Raw genomic sequence first — 24,125 nt, forward strand, 5'->3', positions numbered from 1 at the left:
ACTATCCTGTGCGGCTGGTTTGATGGGCCTTCAAAAGGAATTGCTGCAATTTGTGACCCTGAGCACAAAAGCTCCCGGAAACCGGAAGCTTAGCCGCATGTTGCCAGAATAGTGAGATCACAATCGCTTGATTGGATCTCCATAAGCTCCATAAGCTCCAAAAGCAGCGCGTTTTCACAGACCGGCGTTTGCGTGCCGGCAAACGACTTTTTCGATTGTTTTGAGAAGCTATATCCCGAGCCGGTCCCTGACTCTGTAGACCATCACAGAAGGTGCGAGGAACCAAGGGTTTCCGGTGTAGAGTGGTCTGGTGCTGTTCGGGATTTTCTCGAACGCGGAAAGAACAGGTTCCCGTCCGGCTGCCTTTTGGCCGATACGCATGCCAAGGTAACTCGCCATGCCAACACCCGAGCCGCAATAACCATTGGCATAGAAGAGGCCCTGGTCTTCGCCGCAGTGGGCGAGCGTGTCGAAGGTGTAGCCGACAAACCCCATCCAGCCGTGACTGACTTTGTATCGGGCAAGATCCGGGAAGAGGGCGCACATATCCAGGTGCAGCTTGCTGGCGCTGTTGCGTGGATCCGTTTCGCTCAAAGACACCCGGCCGCCGAAAATCACCCGTTTGCGGTCCGGCGACAGGCGATAGTAGTAGACCAGCTTGCGCGTGTCAGAGAGCACACGATTGGTCGGAAACAGCCGGTCGACGAGATCTTCCGGCAACTCTTCGGTCGCAATGACATAAGAGCCGATCGGGATGATGCGGCGTTGATGCCAAGGCGACAGCGGCCCGGAATAGCCATTGGTCGCCAGTATAACTTTTCCGGCTGTAACAGCGCCTTGTTCCGTCAGCACCTTGAAGCCGGATCCGGCCCGCTCCAGCGACAGCGCCCGGCAATTGCCCTTGACCTGTGCTCCGAGTTTCAATGCGCGCAAGAGAAGGGATGGCAGGTATTTCGACACATCGATGCTGCAATGATGCGGATAGACGATGCCGCCGAAATAGGCATCCGTGCCAAGCTCGCTTGCCATCTCTGACTTCGGAACCATGAAGGCGTCCGGTTTCCAGACCGGATGGCCGCTTTCTGCTTCCCTCGCGAGTTTGCCATATAGATGCGGTTTGTGGGCGCCGTGAAAGCGGCCCACGTCCTTCAATCCCATGTCGAGACCGTCCGCTGACAGATCATGCATATAGTCAAGCGATGCTTGGCCTTCCTGGCACAATTGCGTTGCCAGCTCAGCTCCATAACGGCGGGACAGTGTGGAGAAGGAAGGTTTCAGGCTGGTGGAGAGCTGGCCGCCGTTGCGAAGGCTGCAGCCCCAGCCTGGGTCTTCCGCATCAATCACCAACGTGCTCATCCCTTCGCGCGCGGTTTGAAGGGCAGCATTGAGGCCTGTGTACCCAGCGCCGATAATCAGGACATCGACTTCGGCAGCAAGCTCATGTTCAGGGAGCGGTACATTGGGGGCGATGTCCTGCCAATAGGGCCTAGACTGAAAATCCGCCGCAAACACATCGCTCCACATTGTCTTCAATCCTCTTAAGTGTTCCGGGTGTCTTCCAGAATAAGATCCGCGCCTTTTTCTCCGACCATGATCGCCGGTGCATTGGTGTTGCCGGAGGTCACTGTCGGGAAGATTGAGGCATCGACCACCCTGAGGCCATCGACACCATAGACCCGCAGACGCTGATCGACGACGTTTTCGGTTTTATCCGTTCCCATCCGGCACGTGCTGACCGGGTGGAACACGGTGGAACAGCGGTTGCGGACATCTTCCAGCATGTCCTCATCGCTTTTAACGTCCGGTCCCGGTGCGATCTGGCTGTCGATGACCTCTTGAAACGCTGGGGCGGCAGCGATCTTGCGCAAGAGCTTGCAGCCTTCGATCATTTCCTTGCAGTCATGGTCTGTGCTCAAGGAATTGGGATGAATGGCCATCGGCTCAAATGCATCGGTCGATTTCAGCTCCAAATGCCCGCGGCTGGTTGGCCGGGTTGGCTGCATACCGAACAGGAAACCCGGGAATGGATCCGGATTCATTAGCGGCCGTTCTCCCTTCGGCGCCTTGGTGTAGCTGACCGGTGAGAAATAGAGCTGCATGTTCGGCCGTTCGCAGTCCGGATTGCCCTTCACAAATCCGCCCGCCTGATTGAGGCTCAGTGCCAAGGGGCCGCCGCGTGTCAGAACATAGCGGATGCCTTGCGCCAACTTGCCCCACCAAGGATACAGCTGCTGGTTCAAAGTCGGCACCTTGGACCGGTAGAGGTGATCAAGGCCAAGGTGGTCCTGCATGTTCTTGCCGACCGCCGGGCTGTGGACTGCAGAGGCAATGCCTTTGGACTGAAGTTCGGCTCCGTCGCCGATCCCGGACAGCATCAGGATTTGCGGCGAGTTGACCGCTCCTGCACTCAGGATAACTTCGCGCCGTGCCGAGACCGTTTGTTCGCGGCCACCACTTTCGTAGACAACTCCAGTTGCCCGGCTGTTTTCCAGAAGAATGCGCTTGGTGTGGGCCTTCGTCAGGATCGTTACGTTCGAACGCTTCTTGGCCCGGGCAAGATAGGCCCGGGCAGTGGACATGCGGAAGCCGTCCTTGGCTGTGATCTGGTAGTGGCCAACGCCTTCCTGGTCTGCGCCATTGAAGTCGGAATTAAATTTGAACCCGGCTTGTTCGCTTGCCTTGAAGAAGTTCTGGCACAATGGATGTGTGTACTTCGTCATGCTGGACACATGAAGGGGGCCATCACCACCACGGAAGGCGTCGGCACCAGCGTCATTGGTTTCGGACCGTTTGAAATAGGGCAGGACATCGTCCCAGCCCCAGCCGGTGTTGCCCATCGCTTTCCAGTCATCAAAGTCCGCGTGCTGGCCGCGGATGTAGACCATGGCATTGATCGAGCTGGACCCACCTAGAACCTTGCCGCGCGGCCAATATCCTTCACGGTTGTTCAGGCCTGGATCCGGTTCTGTGTAGTACATCCAGTTGATGTGTTTGTTGTAAAACGCCTTGCCGTAGCCGACCGGAACCCAAATCCAGAAGTTCAGATCCGAGCCGCCGGCCTCCAGAACGCAGACGGAATATTTGCCGTCTTCAGACAAGCGGTCTGTGACGGCGGCACCGGCAGAACCGGCGCCGACGATGACAAAGTCAAACTCAGCCATGATGTCCCTGCGTTTAAGCGTTTTTATCGCGCTGGATGAGAATGGACAGCAGCGCCAAGAGGCCTGAGCCAACCATCAGGAAGAACGACACGGCGTTTAGAACCGGCGTGGAGCCGACCTTAGCCATGCGGTCATACATGGTGATGGTGAGCGGGGCTTCGGAGCCTACCAGGAACAGCGTCGTGTTGAAGTTTTCAAACGATACCAGGAAGGCAACAATCCCTGCTGCGAACATCGCCGGCCGCAGGAAGGGCAGGGTAATCGTCCTGAGAACGCGTGCCCGGCTGGCGCCAAGGTTGAAAGCAGCTTCTTCCATGGTTTCATCAAACTTCTTCAAGCGCGCGGTGATCACCAGAGAGGTGATCGTGGCGATGAAGGAAAATTGTCCGAGTACAACAAGCAGCATGCCCGGTCGCAGGAATTCCAGCTCTAGGTCGAACTTGTTTTCCACGAAGTTCGCCGTGTCGCTGGCCAGAACCAGGATCGAGATACCCAGGATCACACCCGGGATCACGAGAGGCACGACCATCATGATGTAGAAGAAGTTCTTGGCCGGAAAATCCCCGCGCACAAACAGGAAGGCGTTGGTGGTGCCGACAAAAACTGAGAGCGCAGCAACGAAAATCGCAATCACAAAGGAATAGTAGAGCCCCTGCAAAAGCCGACGATCGTGGAACATGCCCAGTTTCGGTTCGGTGTCGGAAAAGAACCAGTCCAGTGTGAAACCTTGCCATGGCAAAGCCGGGAACAAGCTGTCATTGAACGCAAACGCGCCAGCGGAGATGAGCGGTGCTGCCAGAAAGATGAAGAAGGCAAGCACATAGAGCCGGTAGCCAAAGAGGAACGGCGTGGTCTTGTTGGTCGCAAGCATGATCGTCCTCCTCAGCTCTTGGCAACAGTGTTGGCGAGCGTCTGTCCGCTAAGCTTCAAGCCCAACCAGATGACGAACGAGGTGAACATCAACAGCAGCATGCCGAAGGCCGCGCCACCTTCCCAGTTAAACCGGGTGATGAACTGGTTGTAGATCTGTTCGGTAAACCAGCTGGAGTTTTTGCCGCCCAGAAGGATCGGGGTGAGGTAGGAACCAGCGGTCAGCATGAAGGTGACGATACAACCAGCAACAATCCCCGGCATGGCGTAAGGTACGATGATCCGGCGCAGAACTGTAAAGCCGTTGCCACCCAGATTGTAACCCGCCTCGATCATGGAATTGTCCATACCATCCAGTGTTGAGACCAGCGGTACGATCATGAACAGGATTACAGTGTAGACCAGGCCGACGATGACGGCTGCGTCGTTGTAGAGGAACTCAATCGGTGTGCCGGTGACGCCAGTCCATAATAGAAAGTTCGATATCACGCCTGTTTCCCGCAAAAGGAGAATCCAGCCGAAGGAGCGGATCAGATCGCTGACCCAAAGCGGGATCAGGCACAGCAGAAACAAGCCGCCGCGCGCCCGCGGCCCGGCGATCTTGGCAATGTAATAAGCAATCGGAAAACCGATCAGCAGGGCCAAGGCGGTCACCAGAAGCGACATCGACCCAGTGCGCAGCAGTGTGTTCCAGTAAATCGGTTCGTTGATGAATTCCAGATAGTTGGCAAAGCTGTATTCATAGACCCGCGGTGCGACTTTCTCTCGCAGCGACAACATCACCATGCCGATGTGCGGCAGGATGATCAGAAGAATGATCCAGAGTGCAAAGGGCGCAAACAAAAGGATCAACGACAGGCGTTTGATGTCCTTTTGCATCAGGCGGGCTCCTCATTTGCAAAGCACATGGCTTGCTTGGAGGACCAGACAAGTCGGACGTCTTCACCCGGTTTGATGTCATTATGTCCAGTTAGGGTCACATCGGATTCAATCAGTTCCCCATTGCCGGAGCGCACAAGAACGCGGCTGTTGGCGCCGTTGAACAACAGGCTGTCGACAACGCCGTCCATCTGGTTGTCGCCGTCAACACCGCTCTTTGCCGCCTCAGACGCGCGCACGGTGTGAATGAATTCCGGCCGCACGAAGATGTCGACTTTGGAGCCTTCGCCGATCTTGCTGCCGCCAGCGGCGGAGAAGTTCATCGGCAGGCCTTGGCTTGTCTCCACTTTGCCGCCAGTGCCATCGCTGGATTTGACGGTGCCGGACCACCGGTTGCTGTCACCGACAAACCCGGCGACGAATGCTGTCTTCGGTTCATGGTAGAGCTCTTGTGGCGTGCCGATCTGTTCGAACTGTCCCTGGTTCATGATCGCGACGTTGTCGGACATGACCAATGCTTCGGATTGGTCATGGGTGATGTAAATAAAGGTGGTGTTGAACTGGTGCTGCAGCAGTTTCAATTCGATCTTCATCGCTTCGCGCAGCTTCAGATCGAGCGCGCCGAGCGGTTCATCGAGCAATAGAACGTCCGGGTCGAGCACCATGCAGCGGGCAATCGCGATGCGCTGTTTCTGACCACCGGACAGCTGGTGAATTTCGCGTTCGGCTACATCCGGCAGCGCGATCCGCTCCAGAACGTCGTGAACTTTTTTCTTGATGTCCGCATTGCTGGCGCCGTTGCAGCGCAACCCGTAGGCGATGTTCTCATAGACATTCATCATCGGGAACAGCGCCAGGTGCTGAAACACCATCTTAACGTTGCGCTTGTTCGGCGGTGTCCCCAGAACGGATTTGCCCTTGATCTTGATCTCGCCGGATGTCGGCTCCTCGAAGCCGGCAATCATGCGCATCAAGGTGGTTTTGCCGCAGCCGGACGGCCCCAGAATGGAAAAGAACGAGCCGCTTGGAATATCGAAGGACACGCCCTTCACGGCCTGGAAGGACCCGAAGTTCTTGGTCAATCCGGCGCATTCGAGGTCGTAATGGGGAGGATTTGTCATGGATTTTAAGACACTACTGGAGAGGTGATGAAGTTGGGGGGACACCGTTTATGGCGGCATCCCCCGAGATTTAGGCTTTCGCTCTTCGGCGTATGGCCAATTGGCGGGAGCAGATAAGCTATGTCCGCCAATTTTACTTTTAGATCAGTCGATTAGCCGCCGGTTGCCGCTTTGATTTTCTCCAAAGTTTTGCCTTCCATGTCTTCCACGCCCGGAGGAATATTGGCAAAGAACTTGAGATTGTTGATGTCGGCGTCGGTGAAGGCCGCGTTCACGGCAGCTTTCTTGTCTGCCGGAAGCAAGTCCTTGCCGCCTTTGACGGCTGCGATTGCGCCGGAGCTGGCGGACATCACAGTGACGTTTTCCGGACGCAGCACAAAGTTGATCCACTTATATGCGGCATCATCAGCCTTGGCCTTGCGTGGCAGGGCAAAGGTGTCGATCCAGGCCAGAGCGCCTGTTTCCGGCGGAACGAAAGTGATGTTCGGGTTCTGGTCGAACAGCTTGTAAGCCGTGGAATCCCAGGTCTCGGAGGCCACGATTTCGCCGGAAAGCATCATCGCGCTGAGGTCGTCGCCGCCTTTCCAGTAGGCTTTGATGTTGGCCTTACATTCGATCAGCTTGTCAGCGACTTTATCCAAAATGCCCTGGTATTTTTCCAGGTCAGAGTAAGCCTCGAACGGGTTCTCACCCATGGCGAAGGCAGTGCCGAGCAAGATTGTGCGCTTCAAACGCATGGAGGTCTTGCCTTTGTAGGCCGGATCGCAAAGATCGCCCCAGCCCTTGAAGTCAGGTGCCTTCGTCTTGTCGGCCATCAGGCCGGAGGTGCCCCATTGGTGCGGAACCGCGTAGACTTCGCCCTCAATGGTGGTGTTTTCTTTCACGCCGCCAAGGAGGCTCCCTTCCATGACGCTGGTGTCGATCTTTGACAGGTCCAGCGGCTTGTAGATGTCATATTCCAGCTGAGCTGCGTAAATACGGTCGTGGCTTGGCTGAGCAAGGTCAAATCCAGCACCGCCGGTCGCGCGCAGCTTGGCAATCATTTCCTCGTTGTTGGAAAAGGTGACTTCCACTTCAATGTCCGGATATTCGGCTTCGAATTTCTGGATCAATTCATCGGGAGCATAGGAGCCCCAGGTCAGAAGGCGCAGGGTTTCGGCCTGTGCCGAACTAGCGCCCGCAAGCATTGTTGCCGCCAAAAGGCCGGTAAGAGTTGACTTTAGATGCATAACGTCCCCCTGAAATCATCATTTTTGTCAGTGAATACGGTAGGTTTCAATTGGACTGCGAAATATATCCATTCCAGATATTTTTACAGACCAATTTGCACCTCAAAAACGTTAGCCTATTTTGCATGCGGGTAAAACATCTTTAAGTGTCTGAATGCCTTTACGGATATCATCCGGGCTGGCGCTGCCGAAGCCAAGAACCAGTCCGCGTTGGCTGAGATCGGATAAAGCGTAGCGTGCCAATGGAGCTGTTGTGATGCCTCGGGCAGCCGTTTCGGCGACAAGTTTGTTTTCATCCAATTTGTCATTGATCAGACCTACGGCATGAAATCCGCTGCTGGTCGGCTGCAGGTCTATATCGCCGGCAAGGTCGGCGGCAGCGCTCATGAGTGTATCGTGGCGATGTTTGTAAAGCTGGCGCATCGTGCGGATGTGAGTGGCGAACATACCTTCATCCATAAATTCGGCGACCATTGCCTGGGTCACGGTTGGAACGCCGCTGAGCCACGTCAGAAAGATGCGTTCAAAACTTTCCACCAATCCTTCCGGCGCCAGCAAAAAACCGAGCCGGAGAGCCGGAAACAGCGATTTGGAAAAGGTGCCGACATAGATGACCCGGTCATGCGTGTCGATGCTTTTGAGGGTCGGCGGCGGTTGGTCGCCGTAATAAAACTCACCGTCATAATCGTCCTCGACAATCATGGCATCGGCTTCGCTCGCCGCTTTCAACAGCGCCAGGCGGCGGGACAGGCTCATGACATGGCCGAGTGGTTGTTGGTGCGATGGTGTAACAAAAGCGAGGCGGAAGTAGGGTGCTTTTGCAAGCCCATCTTCAACACACAAGCCTTCTTCGTCTACTGGCACTGGGACCGGCTGGGCACCGATCGCGATAAAGGCGTTTCGTGCGCCAATGGCGCCGGGATTTTCAAACCAGACAGATTCTCCTGGATTAACCAGCGTGCCGCCGATGAGGGAAAACGCCCGCTGAGCGCCGTTGGTCACAAAAATCTGTTCCGGCGCGCATTTGATGCCGCGCGATGCATTGAGTTGACGGGCGATCGCCTCGCGCAATGGAGTATAACCGAAGGGTTCGCCATAGCCGGTAATGTTATCCCGGTCTTTCCGCCAATGACGGGCCGACAGCTTCGACCATTGCGCCATTGGGAACGCGTCAAGCGCCGGGAGAGCAGTGACAAAGGCCTGAGATTTGTGCGGCAGGCGCTTGCGGACGGCAAAGTCCGGGATTGCGTGTTTGGCGGCGTGCGAAATACGTGGAACCGCTTTGATGACGTCGCTGGTCGACGGCAAGGGTTTGGGTTCAAGCCGGGCCTGCAAAGCTTCGCTGACAAAAGTTCCGGCGCCGACCCGGGCTTCCAGCAGGCCTTCAGAAATCAGCCGGTCGATGGCATCGATCACTGTCGTGCGCGAGACGCCGATCTCCTGGGCCAGTGTCCGGGTTGCTGGCAGCCGGTCGCCCGGCATGAGCGCGCCTGTCAAAAGAAGGTCACGCAAAGCCATATAGAGTTGGATCGAGATTTTCTTTTCGGCGCTCTTGTCAATCTTGATGGAGGACAGGACCGCGCCCGCATGCCGTTTCATACAATTCTCCCAATTGGTCTGGGAGATTGCGCAAAACGGACCTTCTATCAAGTCCAATTCTGGATAACTTGACAGTCCAATCTACAAAAACTGCGCTCCGGGAGCCCCGTTCAAGGACCTCAAGCCCCATGAAAATACAATCAATTGAGACATTTACCAATGAGTTTGTCTGTTTCACCCGTGTGACGGCAGATTCTGGCGAAACCGGTTGGGGCCAGGTCGCGCCGTACTATGCAGACATCACGGCGGAAGTTGTCCACCGGCAAGTGGCCCCATATGCACTTGGCGAAGATGCGCTAAACATCGAACATCTGATGGATATCATCCCGGACCGCGAGCACAAGTTCCCGGGTTCTTATCTGCGCCGTGCCATGGGCGGTCTCGACACTGCGCTGTTCGATCTGCGCGGCAAGCTGGAAGGCAAACCAGTTTGCGAACTGCTCGGTGGCACGGCTGGTCCGGTACGCGCTTATGGCTCGTCGATGAAGCGGGACATCACACCGCAAGATGAAGCGGACCGGCTGAAAAGGCATCAGGACGAACGCGGTTTCACAGCTTTCAAATTCCGGATTGGGGCAGAATGCGGCCGCGATCAGGACGAATGGGAAGGCCGGACAGATGAAATCGTGCCCTTGATGCGCAAGAGCTTTGGCGATGAAACTTCATTGCTGGTGGATGCCAACTCCTGTTACTCCCCGGTCAAAGCAATTGAAATCGGTCGTTTTCTGGAAGCCAACGGCATCTCTCACTACGAAGAGCCTTGCCCGTATTGGCACTATGACCAGACCAAACAGGTCACCGAGGCGCTCAATATTGATGTCACCGGTGGTGAGCAGGATTGTTCTCTGGTCGACTGGAAACGCATGATCGATCAAAAGGTCGTCGACATCATTCAGCCGGATATCTGTTATCTTGGCGGGATGGTGCGTACGATGAAGGTCGCGCAGATGGCGCACGCCGCCGGCATTCCCTGCACCCCGCATGCAGCCAACCTGTCGCTGGTGACGCTGTTCACCATGCATTTGCTGCGCGCCATTCCGAATGCCGGAAAATATCTGGAATTCTCCATCGAGGAGGAAGACTACTACCCGTGGCAGTACGACCTCTTCGTCAAGTCTCCATTCGACATCGTCGACGGCAACGCTCTCGTGACCGACGCCCCGGGCTGGGGTGTTGAAGTCAATCCGGAATGGCTTGCCAAGTCCACCTACAAAATCAGCTCCCTGGAGGGCTAATCATGACGTCTCAACAAGACCTCATCGCCGAATACGAAAAGACCGGCACACTCTCTGCTTTGCCATTGGGCCACTTCATTGACGGCGCGTTCACGCAGCCGTCACACAATCGCACCATGGAAAGCTTCGATCCGGGCAAGGGGGCAGCGTTTGCCCGCTTTACCGCCGGAACGGCTGAGGATGTCGATGCGGCTGTGGCTTCATCGCGCAAGGCGTTTGAAACTGTCTGGCGCGACATGGCACCGGTGGAACGCTCCCGCATTCTTTTGAAAACGTCGGAACTGATCCTCGAAAACTTGGATCTGCTTGCGGTGGTCGAAACACTCGATTGCGGCAAACCGCTGCAAGAATCCATCGGCGATGTTCGTGGTGCAGCACGCACGTTCGAATACTATGCCGGTGCCTGTGACAAGTTGCAGGGCGACAGTTTCCCGCTCGCGGGCGATTACATTGGCTATTCAATTCATGAACCGGTCGGGGTGACTGCGCACATCATTCCGTGGAACTTCCCGATTTCAACAGCCGCCCGCGGCTTTGCACCAGCTCTGGCGGCTGGATGTACCGTTGTGGCAAAACCGGCCGAACAGACCCCGTTCACCGCGCTGCTTTTGGCCAAGATCTTGTCGGACGCCGGCTTGCCGGATGGGGTTTGCAATGTGGTCACCGGAACAGGCATGGAAACCGGTGCGCCTTTGACCCAAAACACAGGTGTTGATCACATCACCTTCACCGGCTCTGTCCAGACTGGCAAGGCAGTGATGAAGGCGGCTGCCGATGACATCACCCGCGTTGTGCTGGAACTTGGCGGCAAATCGCCGGTGGTTGTTTTGGCTGATTGCAACAAGGAACAGGCGCTCAACGGCATTATGGGCGCCATCTTTGAAAACGCCGGTCAGATCTGTTCGGCCGGCTCGCGCCTTGTGATCGAAAAATCGATCCATGAGGAGTTCGTTGCCGAACTGGTCAAGCGCACCAAAGCGCTGAAAATCGGTCATGGGCTCAGCCAGCCTGAACTTGGTCCGGTCAATTCTGCCGAACATCTGTCCAAGATTGCTGGTTTCATCGATCGGGCGAAAGAGCGCGGCGCAACCGTTGCAGTCGGTGGCGCCATCACCAACGATCCGGAAACAGGCGCTGGCTGGTTCTTTGAACCGACCATCGTAGACGCTGTTCCGGCCAAGGACGAGCTTGCCCAGGAAGAGATCTTCGGTCCGGTGCTGACCGTACAGGTTGCCGACGACGCCGATCACGCGCTGGAATTGGCCAACGACTGCCAATACGGCCTGGTCGCCGGCATCTACACATCTAACTTTGCCAAGGCGCATCAGCTTGCACGCAAGATCGATGCAGGCCAGATCTACATCAACGAGTATTTCGCCGGTGGCATTGAAGTGCCGTTTGGCGGTAACAAGAAATCCGGTTTCGGCCGGGAAAAGGGCATCGAAGGTCTGAAGAGCTACTGCAAGACCAAGAGCATTGCGGCAAAAATCGGCTAGGAGGTCCAATCAACCAGGCGATGGGCGCGGCAGATACTCTCGATCACATCCCACCTAGAAAGAGATGAGCTGCTGCGGCCTATAAAACGGGACGGTGAAAGCCAGCCCAATTATGTTTTGAGGCAGTGCGCATGAGGCCCTCGGATTGAGGGGCGGCGGACGTGCTGTCTAGCCTGGTAAACGGGATCCCTCGGCAGATTTATTCCGCGAAAGGCCAGTTTTCCGTTCCCCGGAGCTGGCCTTTTCTTTTTTCGATTATCGATCCTTTGCTACAAGAAGCAACTCGTTGGTCACCAGCGTCGGGCAACCACCTGGCTGGGCATTGCCCTCAAACTGGTCTTTGTTCAGATCGATGGTGCGCAGAGGCAGATGCAGATGGCCATCTGCGTTCAGGCCAGCCCCGTTTTGAAGGAGAATTTCGGAGATCAATCCGGTCATGGGTGGGCCGTCAGTAAAGGCCGCTCCGGCGAGACTGCCAAGGCCATGAACGGAATAGGCGGAACCTGGTAACGCGGCTCCAAGTTCCTCAATACTGGAATGAAGGTCGGTAAAAGGCGCCAAAGTGGTGATCAGCGCATTGCAGGCCTTGCCATCTATCTCTTCGGGACCGGATTTGACGCGGAACAGAGTGAATTCTGTTTCCGGGTCAAGGGCTGCTTCAAAACGCGCACCGGTGATGCCATGCCCAGAGACTTGAGCATCTTGTGCAAGTAAAAGGGTTTCGGGCAACAAATGCGCAAGATGCGCGTCTCCGTTTTCCTGCCAATAGGCATGAATATGGGCAAACCAGCAGCCGTCCCGCCAGCCGATGATCGCGACGGCCTCGTCAAGCCTTGCGCCCTTGGAGGTATGGGTATCGCTGTACCAGGCCGCATGGCGGTCATCGATCGCCCGGTCCGGCATGACATAGTCGAAGGGCGCCAGATGGAGGCCGGAAAGATCCAAGACGGCAGAACCATATCCTGCGTTGGTTGCCCAGTGTCCCAAAGCGTTGAGCAGTGGTTCGTTGCCAGTCAGCTGAAAGGAAACCGGTGCAGCATGGCACAAGGCATGCGGCAACCGGTTTTCCGCCTTCGGCCCTGGATGCCGAACGTCTTTTAGGGCGCGTGGTGCCGGGCGTCTCATAACAGACCTTTTTCAGTAAGATACTCACGCACCAGCTTCTTGGTGATCTTGCCATAGGCGCTGGTCGGCATTTCCTCAATAAAGAGATAGCGTGCCGGCATCTTGTAACGGGTTATTTTATCTTTCAGGAAATCAGAAAGCACCGCGCTGTCCGGCTGGTTGCCAGGTTCCGCCACACAGACAGCTAGGCCGACTTCGCCCCATTGCGGATCAGGAATGCCGAGAATGGCAACTTCTGAAATGGCGGGATGGGTCAGAAGGATCTCTTCGACTTCCTTTGGATAAACGTTGGAGCCGCCAGAGATATACATGTCTGAGGCCCGACCTGTGAGATAGAGATAGCGGGCCTCATCCATGTGGCCGATGTCGCCAGTGCGGAACCATCCATTTCTAAATGACTTTTGGTTGGCGCCGTCATCATCCAGATAACCGGAACAGACGGCAGATCCGACGACACAGACTTCTCCGGTTTCCAGCGGACCTAGGACCTTGCCCGTATCATCTTGAATGGAAATCTCGATCCCGGTGCGTTCCACGCCGCAGGTGCCAGTCCGTGTATGGGGCCCGTCCTCCATAGAGTGCTCACTGGGCCTTAGGACCGTGATGTTTCCGGTCACCTCGCCAAGGCCATAATACTGCACCAGCACCGGGCCGAGTTTTTCCAAAGCCTGTTTTTGATCTTCCCTATACATGGGGGCGCCCGCATAGATCAGATGCCGCAGGCTGGAGTGATCAAACTCATCAACGGCTGGATCCTCCACCAGCCGTTTTACGATCGTCGGCACGGTGAACATGTTCGAGATCTTGTGCTCTTCGATCAAGCGGAAGGCATCGGACGGTTTGAATCCGCCTTGCGGCATCAGGATATGGGCAGCGCCACAAGAAAGCTGTGCGATCAGTTGTAGACCGGCCCCATGGGAGAGAGGGGCAATCACTAGAGAGGCATCTGTCTCGGAAGTTCCGGGCAGAAGGTCGGCCATGTAGTTGACTGTGACAAAGCCGATCTGGCCATGGGTGAGCACCACCGCTTTCGGACGGCCAGTTGAGCCAGAGGTGAAGAAATACCAGCAGGGATCATTGTGATCGACGTTCGCATTGCCAATGGACGTGCCTGCATGTTTGGCAATCAAGGTCTCATACGACTGCCCGAATGCGCTTTCCCCGATGGTGATAACACCGGCTATATCCGGGCAAGCCGTTTTCACCGCGTCCGCTTGAGCCGCATAGTCAGCATCACACAGGAAAAGATTGGCCTTGGACTTCTCCGCCGCATAAGCGGTTTCACCCGGAGCCTGGCGGAAATTGCAAGGAACCCAAATGGCGCCAAGCCGGAAAGCGGCCAGCATGATCTCCACCATCTGATTGGAGTTTTGCGCTTGAACCAGAATGCGGTCGCCCTTGGTAATCCCCAAGTCGGTTGTAAGGGCAGCACACAGAGCTGAAACGCGTTGATCAAGGTCCTGCCAGCTCCAGGTTCTATTCCCCCAGACAAGCGCCGGACGTTCCGGCCAGCGGCGGGCATTGCGCGTTAGAAAATGCGCGAGGTTTTGCACACGATTGGAACAGCGCTCGATCATACGGTTTGAAACCTCCCAGATTATCCGTGCAGCCAAGGTAGGGGGTACTTGCGTGATTTGACAAGCAATATGAATGGCCTAAGCGGCATTTCAATTCGCTAGAAAATCAGGCAAGGTTGCCAGTTCAAATAGGAACGCATGTGAGTGCAGGAAAGATTGATGACACTTTCGCCAGATTTCGATTGGGACGATGCCTACGCCAATGGCGCATATATTGAGAACGCCGACAGTTATCCCGCGCGCTGGGCTGATGAAGCGCTGAATTTCCGGTCTAGCTGGATCAAAAAAGATCTGGACATCATTTATGGCGACGGCGACCGGCAACGCCTGGATCTGTTTCACCCGGATGGCTCCAGCAAAGGCCTGGCGGTTTTTGTACACGGCGGCTATTGGCGCCGGTTTGACAAGTCCTATTGGTCTCATCTGGCTGCCGGTGCGCTGGGCAACGGCTGGTCCGTCTGCATGCCGAGTTATGACTTGGCGCCGACGGTTCAGATTTCGGAGATCACATCTCAGATCGGTGCAGCGCTCAACAAGGCCGCACAACGCGTCGAGGGGCCGGTCCGCCTCTCTGGGCATTCTGCGGGCGGTCATCTGGTTACGCGGATGGTTTGCAAGGATACACCGCTCAAGCCGGACGTTATAAGCCGGATCGAAAAGGTCGTTTCGATCAGCGGCCTGCATGACTTGCGGCCGTTGATGAAGACCGCGATGAACGATGATTTTCTGCTCAATGAAGAAGGCGCGGAAAAGGAAAGCGCAGCGCTGCTTGCGCCGGCTACCTCGTGTCCGGTGACCGCTTGGGTCGGGGGAAGTGAACGGCCGGAGTTTATCCGCCAATCCCAGCTGTTGGCCGATGCCTGGGAGACGGCAACTTTTCATGAAGATCCGGGCAAGCACCATTTTGATGTAATTGAGGGTCTGGCCGATCCGTCAAGCCAGCTGACGTCGGAACTTTTGGGCTAAGCCTCAGTCCTCAAGTGCATAGAAGCGCTGGGCAAGCCGACGTACACCGGTGTTTTCATAAAGTGCGATGCTGGCGGGCGGCACCAGATAGGCCACACCGGCTTCCAAGCCGTCCCGCCAGCACAGCCGGACCTCCGAAATGGTTCGTTCCGTGACATCGAAGACGTAGAATTCCTTGGGCAGCGGCAGGTCTTCGTTGAGTATGAGCCGCAAGCCGCCCTGGGAAATGTCCCGGGTGGTGCAATCGCAAATGTAATCGTTGGTCAGGTTGGCGAGTTTCGCCGGCCGTAATCGCGTGCGCCAGCGCGGGAAAAAACGTTTTTGAACGGCACTCATGGCCGTTTGCCTGTTGAGGCCTAAACCTTTGAACATTTTGAACCTCAACGACGCGGTGCCGCCGGTGGCGGGGAAGGTAGTGATGGGGGAGGTGGCGGTGCGAGCTGCGGCCGCGGATCGAGAGCAGGTGGTGGAGCCTGCTGTTTGATCAGCGGCCGCCCCCGGTACGTCGGATCGCCAAGAGTTGTTGGGTGATGGGTGACGCTGGACTGCTCATTGACGCACATCCGGTAAGCAAGGTCATAAAGACTTCGCCAGCCGGCCGGATAATTGCCTAAGTTGTCCAGAACCGCGAGGGCCCCGCCGATTTTCGCGCCGCGTTCCGCACCGCTGGGTCCGGCCCAGATGCCGCCGACAACAGCGCCGCGGGATCCGCGGTCATAGATCTCCAGATCCGTCCCGCCGGGATTGACATGGGCGTCCGCATAAGCACGCGCATAGGCATGACAATTGTAAGGCTGAGCCAGAACGCCTGGGATCGGGGCGATGCAAACGGCTGCAATCGCACCAAGAGTCCACAGCTTGGCCGTTGCAATTTGGTAGGCAGGCGCCGCCTGGCTTTTTAGTGGCTCTTCGATCAACGCGCCGTCCTTGAGACGCCATCGCTGGGTCATTGCGGTCTCCGCTCGACAGGATTGGGCCGGCGGCTAATTGCCGGCAATCGGAAAGTTATCAGCGTCATCCATGCCTTACGGAGATTGCGCGAGCCTTACGGTGCCGCTGGTTAGCGGAACAGCCTCAGACAAGCTTGGGATTTTAGAACTGCTTCGATCCCGGCTGAATGGAGGTTTTTATGGAACCGGTGTTCCTGAACAAACTGGTCTCGCAGAACAATGAATGGCTGTCTGTTCGTCAGGCAGCAATTGCAGAAAACATCGCCAATGCGAACACCCCAGGTTTTGGCACCAAGGATGTCGAGCCGTTTACGTCTGTGATCAGCAAAAGCCAGCTGGCAATGACCGCAACGCACGGTAGTCACCTCGGTCAGACCATGGAAGCGGCGCGAGCCTCGGATGTCGAAAAGGCCGATAGCTGGTCCGTGAGCCACTCCGGCAACTCTGTCAGCCTTGAGCAAGAGCTGATGAAAGCCGGTGAGGTCGCGCGCGATCACTCGCTGAACGCGTCCATCGCCAAGTCGTTCCACAAAATGTACCTCGCAGCCGTCAAACCCTAAGCCCAGGTGATTTCAATCCATGTCCGATCCTCTTTCCGCCACATTAGAAATTGCCGCTTCCGGTTTGAAAGCCCAGTCCGACCGTATGCGGATCGTGTCTGAAAACCTGGCCAACGCCCGGTCGACCGGCGAAGCCTCTGGTGACGATCCCTACCGCCGCAAGACGATCACGTTTGAAAGCGAATTCAACCGGGCAAGCCAAGCCAATCTCGTGTCTGTGAAAGGGATCGGCACGGACAAGGCGCCGTTCACCGTTGAATACGATCCCGGACATCCGGCAGCGGACATCGATGGCTACGTGAAAATGCCAAACGTCAACACGCTGATGGAGCTCGCGGATATGCGCGAAACCAACCGATCCTATGAAGCCAATTTGAAAGTCATGACCCAGGCCCGCGAAATGGTCATGCGCCACATCGACCTGTTGAGGACCTGATCATGATCAACGAAATCTCTGCCCTGACATCGGCATCGTCGACGGATGGGATTTTGAATTCAACGTCAACCACGCGCTACATGTCCGGTCCCCCGGATCTTGGCGGAGCCGAACAGGTTTCCGGCCTGTCTTTTTCCGATGCGATTGCAGAAGTGTCGCAAACGGCAATCGACAAGGTCAAACAGGGCGAAGCTGCAGCGATTGCCGGTGTGGATGGCCAAGCCTCCGTTCAGCAAGTTGTTGAAGCCGTCATGCAGGCTGAATCCACCCTGCAAACCGCCATTGCCATTCGCGACAAGGTCGTCAGCGCTTATCAGGAAGTAAGCCGCATGACGATTTGATCCGCCTCGAAATTATCGAGCGCGATTAAATCGCTTTATCAGCGACTTTAGGAGACTAGAATTATGAAAGCCCTTGCTATCGCGGCGACCGGAATGAGTGCTCAGCAACTCAATGTGGAAGTGGTTGCCAACAACATCGCCAACATGAACACCACTTCGTTCAAACGGGCGCAAGCCGAGTTTTCAGACCTGCTCTATCAGGCAGAACGCTTGCAGGGTGTGCCAAACCGCGGCGGCGAAGATCCAGTGCCGGAAGGCGCGCAGCTGGGTCTTGGTGTGCGCACGGCAGGTATCCGCAAACTGCATGTGCAAGGTCCAATGAACAACACCGGCAACCAGTTAGACGTGGCACTGGATGGCCGGGGCTGGTTTGAGGTCACCGGACCGGATGACGAGACGCTTTACACGCGTGCGGGTTCCTTCAACAAGAATGCAGACGGCCGCCTGGTCACCATCGATGGCTACACTGTCGAACCGGCGATCATTGTTCCCAATGACACGATTGAAGTTGTGATCAACGAAAGCGGTCAGGTCTATGCCAAGATCGATGGCGAGTTGAACCCGCGCGAACTCGGCCAGCTGACCCTTGCCAACTTCGCCAATGACGTCGGTCTCGACCCGGTTGGCGGCAATCTCTTCCGCGAAACGCCTGCGTCGGGCGCACCGGTTGCCGGCGTTCCTGGAGACCCAGGATTTGGTGTGATCCGTCAGGGCTATCTGGAGACATCGAACGTCGACCCGGTGAAGGAAATCACCGCGCTCATCTCCGCCCAGCGGGGATATGAGATGAATTCCAAGGTCATGAAAGCGGCCGATGAAATGGCCAACACCGTTACCAACGGCATCCGATAACCAGGCACCGGGGGCGAAGCTCATGACCAAAGTCCTTAGAACCCTGACAGTGCTGTTTGCTGTGCTTAGTTTGACGCAGGTGGTCCAGGCGGCAGGCATTCAATTGCCGGTCCCGCGCCAGACGATCCCGCCGGGAACGGAAGTCGGACACCAGGATTTGATTGAACGCAAGTTCCCGAGCCGCACAGCTCAGCAATTTGCCGTGGCAGCGCATCGCAGCCAGGTCGTGGGGCTGGTTGCCCGGCGAACCTTGCTGCCCGGCCAACCAATCCCGGTCAGTGCGGTCGAAAAACCGCTTCTGGTTAAGCGCGGTGAACCCGCCCGGCTGGTGTTTCACGAGCAGGGTTTGATGATCATCATGCAGGTGGAAGCGCTTCAAAACGGCGGTGCCGGCAGTTTTGTCCGTGTCCGCAACGTCGACAGCGGTCTGGTGGTGTCCGGCACGGTCCAGCAAGACGGTTCGATCCGCGTGGAGAATTGATAGATGGTCCGGATTTTCATTTGCCTGCTGGCTCTTCTGACGGCCATGCCGGCCACCGCAATGGTGCGGATCAAAGACATTGCCAATCTGCAAGGGGTGCGGGACAACCAGCTGGTTGGTTACGGCCTGGTGATTGGGCTGAAAGGCTCCGGCGATACCTTGCGCAATTCACCTTTTACCGAGCAATCTTTGCAATCGATGCTCGACAGCCTCGGCGTCAATGTCCGCGATACGCCGCTTAGAACCCGCAATGTGGCTGCTGTCGTGGTGACCGCCGAAATGCCATCGTTTATCGGCAAGGGATCGACCATTGACGTCAGTGTGTCTTCGCTGGGCGATGCAACATCGCTTGCGGGCGGCATGCTGGTTGCAACACCGCTTTTAGGCGCGGATGGTCAGATCTATGCTGTGGCGCAGGGCCCGGTGGCTGTTTCAGGGTTCGCCGAACTCGGAGCCGCGGAAAGCCTCACTCAAGGCATTCCAACCGTTGGCCGGGTGCCAAACGGTGGTTTGATCGAGCGGGATTTGCCGGCAAAGTTTGCGCAAATTCCCGACCTGGTTCTTGAGTTGTCCAACCCGGATTTCAAAACAGCGGTGCGCATTACCGATGCCATCAACCGCTATACCAGAGAACGTTATGGCATTCGGGTTGCCAAGGAGCGGGACTATCGGTCGATTGATCTGACACCACCGAAAAAAGTTAGCATGACCCGGTTTATTGCGGAAATCGAATCCATCCGTGTTAGGCCCGACCAAAGCGCCAAGGTCGTCATTGATGAACGCACAGGGACAGTGGTCATCGGCAAGGATGTACAGATTTCGACGGTCGCGATCACCCATGGCAATTTGACCGTTCGGATTTCGGAAGCGCCTGAAGTGTCTCAGCCTTCGCCATTCTCGCAAAATGGGGAAACGGTGGTAGTGCCACGCACCTATGTGGATGCGCAGGAAAGTGGCGGCCGGCTCGCCGTTGTTGGCGGCACGGATCTGCCGACCCTGGTGCGCGGTCTTAACCGCATCGGCCTGCGGCCGACCGGGATCATCGCCATCCTGCAGGCGATCAAAACCGCCGGAGCTCTTCAGGCAGAGCTTGTGGTCCAGTAAACGCTCGTGAATTTCTGGACTTGCAAGAAGAAGCGCCGCGCGCCAGCGGCGCTTCTTTTGTTTTTTGCAGCCGACAGCCTCGCACAAGCTCGCTCAGCGATTGTCCAATCAAACTGGTCACTCGCAAAGGACAGTGCTCACATGCCTACTTTCGTGGACGGATGCCGGACGGCCGGTATTCTGACATGCCTGGCTCTCCAGATCGTTTGCGCCGGCAGCGCCGCGCAAGCTGAGACACCGCCGGCCAAGCCGGTGAAAGTCAAGACGGTTGAGATCCAACACCCGGATCACCACGGTCAGCCGAAGCGCGACAGCGAGCTTTATTGCAAAAACATCGCTGATGCCGCCAGCGATGCCCGCATCCAATGGCAGACCTGGAAAATGATTGCTCTGGAAGGCCGCCTGCAGGCCCGCATTGCTGAACTGCAGCGCAAGGAACGGGAGTTTGAAGCCTGGGTCGCGCGCCGTGAGGAACTGCTGGAACAGGTTGAAGATCAGGTGGTCACGATCATTGGCCGGATGCGTCCAACGGCGGCTGCTGAACAACTGTCGACCACAGAAGATGAAGCTGCCGTCGGTGTGCTTCTGAAACTAAAAGCCCGGGTTGCCAGCGCGATCCTTGACGAAATGGAGCCGGCCCGGGCGGCCCAGCTGACCCAATCCATGATGGGCTTCACGAACCCCGTCGTACAACGGAGATTTTAATGCGTTTGATGCTCATGTCTTTGGGGGCAGCTGTGCTTTCTGGCTGCGCCGGGCAACTGGAAGATCTCGGCAAGGCGCCGGAAATGTCGCCGGTCGGGTACGGACTGGCCAACCGGCCGGCAACGGTTTATCCGCTCAGCACCTTCGCGCCGGGCGGTGTCAAGGACTACAACTCGCTTTGGCGGAATGACCGAGAAAATTTCTTTGCCGACCCGCGCGCAAAAAAAATCGGCGACGTTCTGACTGTCGCGATCCAGATCGATGACAAGGCGGAATTGGACAACTCATCCGAGCGCGGCAGGAACTCCGACATCGGGATTGGCGGGTCTTTTAACGCCGGCAGCAATGGCAGCACATCCGGCGGCCAGGCGGACCTGAGCGGCAATTCTGCGTCGACCTCAGCCGGTTCTGGATCCATCGACCGATCAGAAGAAATCAACCTGTCCGTTGCCGCTGTTGTCACGGACCGCTTGCCCAACGGCAATTTGGTTATCTCCGGCTCCCAGGAAGTGCGCGTGAACTACGAAATGCGCATCCTCAATGTCAGCGGCATCGTGCGTCCACGCGACATCGAAAGCAACAACACAATTCCCTACGACAAGATCGCGGAAGCCCGGATTTCCTATGGTGGACGCGGCCGGATCACTGAAGTTCAGCAGCCGGGTTGGGGCCAGCAGATCTATGACATCATTACGCCGTTTTGAGCTACCGGGGGCACGACTATGACCAACAGTGTTGTTCCATACAGCTTTGCAGAAACAGAAAGCGGCCGGTCCAGCTTCCTTGCTGCCTTGATCTTGATCGGGTTGGTTGGCGCTGGAGCTGGGGCCGGTCTGGCGAAATTCGTCTCTGACATGACAGAAACCGCTGTGCATGGCCGGATCCGCGAGGCTCAGGCGTTCAGCCAGACTTTGCCATTTGCACCATCTACGCGGTTACAGCGGTTGGAGCCGTTGGTCACCAATCTGGCAGTTCCAAACAAAGCCTGGATCCGCCTGCAAGCCTCGCTCCTGCTTGAGGATGATCTAGATGGCGATGTCGCGGTTTTGCGCAAGCGCATCGAAGACGATTTCATGAGTTATTTGCGGACGCTGACGATGGCACACCTGGAAGGCAGCGTCGGGCTTCAGCACTTGCGGGAAGACCTCAATGAACGCGCCAAAGTGCGCAGCAAAGGCCAAGTTCGGGAAGTCATTTTGGAGTCTGTGGTAATTCAATGATCCGATTGTTTGTAACAGCCGCCGCGCTCTTGGTCCTGCCTATCGGCATGTCCAGCGGCGCCTTGGCCCAAGTGCCCGATCTCTCCGCGCTGCTGCCCGAAGGCGAGGGAAGTGCGTCCGGCCGCATCATCCAGATGGTGATGCTGCTGACGGTGCTGTCGCTGGCGCCCGGCATTCTTATCATGGTCACAAGTTTCATCCGTTTTGTGATCGCCTTTTCCTTCTTGCGCTCTGGAATTGGTCTTCAGACAACGCCGGGCAATCTGATCCTGATCTCCCTAGCGCTGTTCATGACGTTTTATGTCATGGCGCCGACCTTCGACAAAGCCTGGGAAGACGGTGTGCAGCCCTTGATGAACAACGAGATCAGCGAACAGGAAGCTTACGGGCGGATCACAGAACCATTTCGCGATTTCATGCTCAGCCAGGTGCGCGAACAGGATCTCGTGCTGTTTGATGATCTGGCGGCCGGCCGGGTGACGGAAGAGCCGGCTGAATCGGCAGAAGAAGTCGAACTTCGGGTCCTTGTACCAGCATTCATGATTTCCGAGCTGCGCCGCGGCTTTGAGATAGGGTTTCTGATCGCGCTTCCGTTTCTGGTGATCGACATGATCGTTGCCACCATCACCATGTCGATGGGCATGATGATGCTGCCGCCAACCGTGATCTCCCTGCCGTTCAAGGCTTTGTTCTTCGTCCTGATCGACGGCTGGAATCTTTTGGTCGGCAGCCTGGTGCGGTCGTTCTTCTGACACTTAATCCGGATTGAAGAGACAAAGGCGGAGCCAATGGCTCCGCCTTTTTTGTGTGATATTATCGCGCGCGATAAAGATATCTTGGGTTGCTGATACAGGGCATTTTTGTTTCTGAGCAGGATTGGCTGCTTGAATGTGCGTTGTTTGAATGATCGCACTGGAAAGAAAATACGTGAAGCAACCTGCAAAAAAATGGCGTTTTCCTCAAAAGAACGAAAAACTTCAACTTGAAAGAAATCACGTAAGCTTCGCGCAAGTTTTGATGTCTAGTCTCTAAATCACACGACGGGTTGAGCCTCACTGACCTTGAAGGGCTCAAAAGCATGACGCTGCCCCGCCGTCCCGGTGAAACTCCGGAATGTCCCAATCCAAGTACCAGTACCTACTGTAACACTGAAAGGGACATATCATGTCTAGTTTGATGACCAACGCTTCTGCGATGACTGCATTGCAGACCCTGACTTCCACAAACAAAAACCTTGCGACTACGCAAAACCGGATTTCCACCGGTTTCCGTGTGGCGGGTGCTGAAGACAACGCCGCTTATTGGTCAATCGCAACCACCATGCGGTCTGATAATATGGCCTTGTCTGCTGTTTCCGATGCTCTCGGGCTCGGCGCAGCGACTGTGGACGTCATGTATACGGCTATGAACAGCACCGTGGACGTGATGAACGAGATTAAGGCGAAAGTTGTTGCTGCCAAAACACCAGGTGTTGACCGCGGCAAGATCCAGTCTGACATCTCACAGCTGCAGAACCAGCTTAAGTCGACAGCAGACTCGGCTGTCTTCAACGGCGAAAACTGGCTGTCCGTTGACTCCAGTGCAGCTGGCTACTCAGCAACGAAGGACATCGTGTCTTCGTTCAGCCGTGCAGGCGGCACCATCACCGTTCAGACCATTTCAGTCGATATTACATCTGCTGCTGGTGGTACTGAATTGTACGATGCTGCTGACCAATCCGGCATTCTGGATCAGGACCGCGGTTTTGCGGCTCTAACCAACATTACCGGTGCCGGTATCGCTGACTTTGACATCTCTGCTGTTACCGATGCAGACCTTGCCGGTCTGGATACGGTGATTGCTGGTGTTGACGCAGCGCTCGGTCAAATCACGGATGCTGCGACGTCCCTCGGTTCGATCAAGTCCCGTGTTGATCTTCAGAAAGACTTTGTCTCCAAATTGACTGACGCGATTGATCGTGGTGTCGGTCAGCTTGTTGACGCTGACATGAACAAAGAGTCCACCCGCCTTCAGGCTCTGCAGACCCAGCAGCAGCTCGGCATTCAGGCTCTGTCCATCGCCAACCAGGGTTCTCAGAACATTCTGTCCCTGTTCCGCTAATCTTCACCGATTACCGGATGAGAGGCCGCGCCCAATGGGCGCGGCCTTTTTCGTTTTGAAATCAACTTGTTCGATCAAGGCATGACAGGCTCGCACAAGCTCCACTGCCGATAGTGCC

At 56.3% G+C, this 24,125-nt stretch carries 25 protein-coding genes; 14 read left to right on the forward strand and 11 right to left on the reverse strand.

Features of this window, described 5'->3' with window-relative positions; translation table 11 throughout:
• Positions 1–228: 228 nt before the first annotated feature.
• The 7 genes from FJ695_RS16820 to FJ695_RS16850 form a co-directional block, all read right to left on the reverse strand.
• Entirely contained in the window at positions 229–1,524 is a 1,296-nt protein-coding gene (locus FJ695_RS16820) for an FAD-binding oxidoreductase (protein WP_141186526.1), read from the reverse strand.
• Positions 1,525–1,538: 14 nt separating this feature from the next.
• Complete coding sequence (locus FJ695_RS16825; RefSeq protein WP_141186527.1) at positions 1,539–3,161, reverse strand: GMC family oxidoreductase; 1,623 nt, start codon at positions 3,159–3,161, stop codon at positions 1,539–1,541.
• Between the two features lie 13 nt (positions 3,162–3,174).
• On the reverse strand, positions 3,175–4,032 hold the full coding sequence (locus tag FJ695_RS16830) for an ABC transporter permease (RefSeq protein WP_141186528.1): 858 nt from the start codon (positions 4,030–4,032) through the stop codon (positions 3,175–3,177).
• Between the two features lie 11 nt (positions 4,033–4,043).
• On the reverse strand, positions 4,044–4,910 hold the full coding sequence (locus FJ695_RS16835; protein WP_141186529.1) for an ABC transporter permease: 867 nt from the start codon (positions 4,908–4,910) through the stop codon (positions 4,044–4,046).
• Entirely contained in the window at positions 4,910–6,031 is a 1,122-nt protein-coding gene (locus FJ695_RS16840; RefSeq protein ID WP_141186530.1) for an ABC transporter ATP-binding protein, read from the reverse strand. The genes FJ695_RS16835 and FJ695_RS16840 overlap by 1 nt, the downstream gene beginning before the upstream one ends.
• A 152-nt stretch (positions 6,032–6,183) precedes the next feature.
• Positions 6,184–7,260 carry an extracellular solute-binding protein gene (locus FJ695_RS16845; RefSeq protein ID WP_141186531.1) on the reverse strand — a complete coding sequence of 359 codons (1,077 nt, stop codon included), beginning with the start codon at positions 7,258–7,260 and terminating at the stop codon, positions 6,184–6,186.
• 111 nt (positions 7,261–7,371) lie between these two features.
• Complete coding sequence (locus tag FJ695_RS16850; RefSeq protein WP_141186532.1) at positions 7,372–8,859, reverse strand: PLP-dependent aminotransferase family protein; 1,488 nt, start codon at positions 8,857–8,859, stop codon at positions 7,372–7,374.
• A 68-nt stretch (positions 8,860–8,927) separates the two neighbouring features.
• Here FJ695_RS16850 and FJ695_RS16855 point away from each other — a divergent pair, with 68 nt between their 5' ends.
• Together FJ695_RS16855 and FJ695_RS16860 are read left to right on the forward strand one after the other, a co-directional pair.
• Positions 8,928–10,094: a mandelate racemase/muconate lactonizing enzyme family protein gene (locus FJ695_RS16855; protein ID WP_256370128.1), complete on the forward strand. Its 1,167-nt coding sequence runs from the start codon at positions 8,928–8,930 to the stop codon at positions 10,092–10,094.
• Positions 10,095–10,096: 2 nt separating this feature from the next.
• Complete coding sequence (locus FJ695_RS16860) at positions 10,097–11,590, forward strand: aldehyde dehydrogenase family protein (RefSeq protein WP_141186534.1); 1,494 nt, start codon at positions 10,097–10,099, stop codon at positions 11,588–11,590.
• A 255-nt stretch (positions 11,591–11,845) separates the two neighbouring features.
• Here the strand turns inward: FJ695_RS16860 and FJ695_RS16865 are convergent, their stop codons facing one another.
• Positions 11,846–12,715 carry a hypothetical protein gene (locus FJ695_RS16865; RefSeq protein ID WP_209010689.1) on the reverse strand — a complete coding sequence of 290 codons (870 nt, stop codon included), beginning with the start codon at positions 12,713–12,715 and terminating at the stop codon, positions 11,846–11,848.
• Positions 12,712–14,292 (reverse strand): acyl-CoA synthetase, encoded by a 1,581-nt coding sequence (locus FJ695_RS16870; protein WP_141186535.1) that lies wholly within the window; start codon positions 14,290–14,292, stop codon positions 12,712–12,714. The genes FJ695_RS16865 and FJ695_RS16870 overlap by 4 nt, the downstream gene beginning before the upstream one ends.
• A 159-nt stretch (positions 14,293–14,451) precedes the next feature.
• Here FJ695_RS16870 and FJ695_RS16875 point away from each other — a divergent pair, with 159 nt between their 5' ends.
• On the forward strand, positions 14,452–15,258 hold the full coding sequence (locus FJ695_RS16875) for an alpha/beta hydrolase (protein ID WP_141186536.1): 807 nt from the start codon (positions 14,452–14,454) through the stop codon (positions 15,256–15,258).
• A gap of 3 nt (positions 15,259–15,261) precedes the next feature.
• Here FJ695_RS16875 and FJ695_RS16880 read toward each other — a convergent pair whose 3' ends face one another.
• Together FJ695_RS16880 and FJ695_RS16885 are read right to left on the reverse strand one after the other, a co-directional pair.
• A complete protein-coding gene (locus FJ695_RS16880; RefSeq protein ID WP_141186537.1) occupies positions 15,262–15,630 on the reverse strand; it encodes a PilZ domain-containing protein in 369 nt (122 codons plus the stop codon).
• Between the two features lie 8 nt (positions 15,631–15,638).
• A complete protein-coding gene (locus FJ695_RS16885; RefSeq protein ID WP_141186538.1) occupies positions 15,639–16,208 on the reverse strand; it encodes a hypothetical protein in 570 nt (189 codons plus the stop codon).
• A gap of 179 nt (positions 16,209–16,387) precedes the next feature.
• Here FJ695_RS16885 and flgB point away from each other — a divergent pair, with 179 nt between their 5' ends.
• The 11 genes from flgB (at position 16,388) to FJ695_RS16940 (ending at position 24,007) form a co-directional block, all read left to right on the forward strand.
• Positions 16,388–16,768 carry a flagellar basal body rod protein FlgB gene (flgB, locus tag FJ695_RS16890; RefSeq protein ID WP_141186539.1) on the forward strand — a complete coding sequence of 127 codons (381 nt, stop codon included), beginning with the start codon at positions 16,388–16,390 and terminating at the stop codon, positions 16,766–16,768.
• 19 nt (positions 16,769–16,787) lie between these two features.
• Positions 16,788–17,204: a flagellar basal body rod protein FlgC gene (gene flgC, locus FJ695_RS16895; RefSeq protein ID WP_141186540.1), complete on the forward strand. Its 417-nt coding sequence runs from the start codon at positions 16,788–16,790 to the stop codon at positions 17,202–17,204.
• Between the two features lie 2 nt (positions 17,205–17,206).
• Positions 17,207–17,545 carry a flagellar hook-basal body complex protein FliE gene (locus tag FJ695_RS16900; RefSeq protein ID WP_141186541.1) on the forward strand — a complete coding sequence of 113 codons (339 nt, stop codon included), beginning with the start codon at positions 17,207–17,209 and terminating at the stop codon, positions 17,543–17,545.
• A 63-nt stretch (positions 17,546–17,608) separates the two neighbouring features.
• Positions 17,609–18,397 (forward strand): flagellar basal-body rod protein FlgG, encoded by a 789-nt coding sequence (flgG, locus tag FJ695_RS16905; protein ID WP_141186542.1) that lies wholly within the window; start codon positions 17,609–17,611, stop codon positions 18,395–18,397.
• Between the two features lie 22 nt (positions 18,398–18,419).
• Positions 18,420–18,878: a flagellar basal body P-ring formation chaperone FlgA gene (gene flgA / locus FJ695_RS16910; RefSeq protein ID WP_141186543.1), complete on the forward strand. Its 459-nt coding sequence runs from the start codon at positions 18,420–18,422 to the stop codon at positions 18,876–18,878.
• A 3-nt stretch (positions 18,879–18,881) separates the two neighbouring features.
• Positions 18,882–19,982, forward strand: coding sequence for a flagellar basal body P-ring protein FlgI (gene flgI / locus FJ695_RS16915; protein WP_141186544.1), 1,101 nt, complete (start codon positions 18,882–18,884; stop codon positions 19,980–19,982).
• Between the two features lie 141 nt (positions 19,983–20,123).
• On the forward strand, positions 20,124–20,687 hold the full coding sequence (locus tag FJ695_RS16920; RefSeq protein ID WP_209010690.1) for a MotE family protein: 564 nt from the start codon (positions 20,124–20,126) through the stop codon (positions 20,685–20,687).
• An 8-nt stretch (positions 20,688–20,695) separates the two neighbouring features.
• Positions 20,696–21,391 carry a flagellar basal body L-ring protein FlgH gene (flgH, locus tag FJ695_RS16925; RefSeq protein WP_141188774.1) on the forward strand — a complete coding sequence of 232 codons (696 nt, stop codon included), beginning with the start codon at positions 20,696–20,698 and terminating at the stop codon, positions 21,389–21,391.
• 18 nt (positions 21,392–21,409) lie between these two features.
• Positions 21,410–21,907: a flagellar basal body-associated FliL family protein gene (locus tag FJ695_RS16930; protein WP_141186545.1), complete on the forward strand. Its 498-nt coding sequence runs from the start codon at positions 21,410–21,412 to the stop codon at positions 21,905–21,907.
• Positions 21,904–22,659 (forward strand): flagellar type III secretion system pore protein FliP, encoded by a 756-nt coding sequence (fliP, locus tag FJ695_RS16935; RefSeq protein WP_209010691.1) that lies wholly within the window; start codon positions 21,904–21,906, stop codon positions 22,657–22,659. Before FJ695_RS16930 ends, fliP begins: the two co-directional genes overlap by 4 nt.
• Positions 22,660–23,071: 412 nt before the next feature.
• Complete coding sequence (locus FJ695_RS16940) at positions 23,072–24,007, forward strand: flagellin (protein WP_141186546.1); 936 nt, start codon at positions 23,072–23,074, stop codon at positions 24,005–24,007.
• Positions 24,008–24,125: the final 118 nt, after the last annotated feature.

It is taken from the genome of Labrenzia sp. PHM005 (assembly GCF_006517275.1).
GTDB lineage: Bacteria > Pseudomonadota > Alphaproteobacteria > Rhizobiales > Stappiaceae > Roseibium.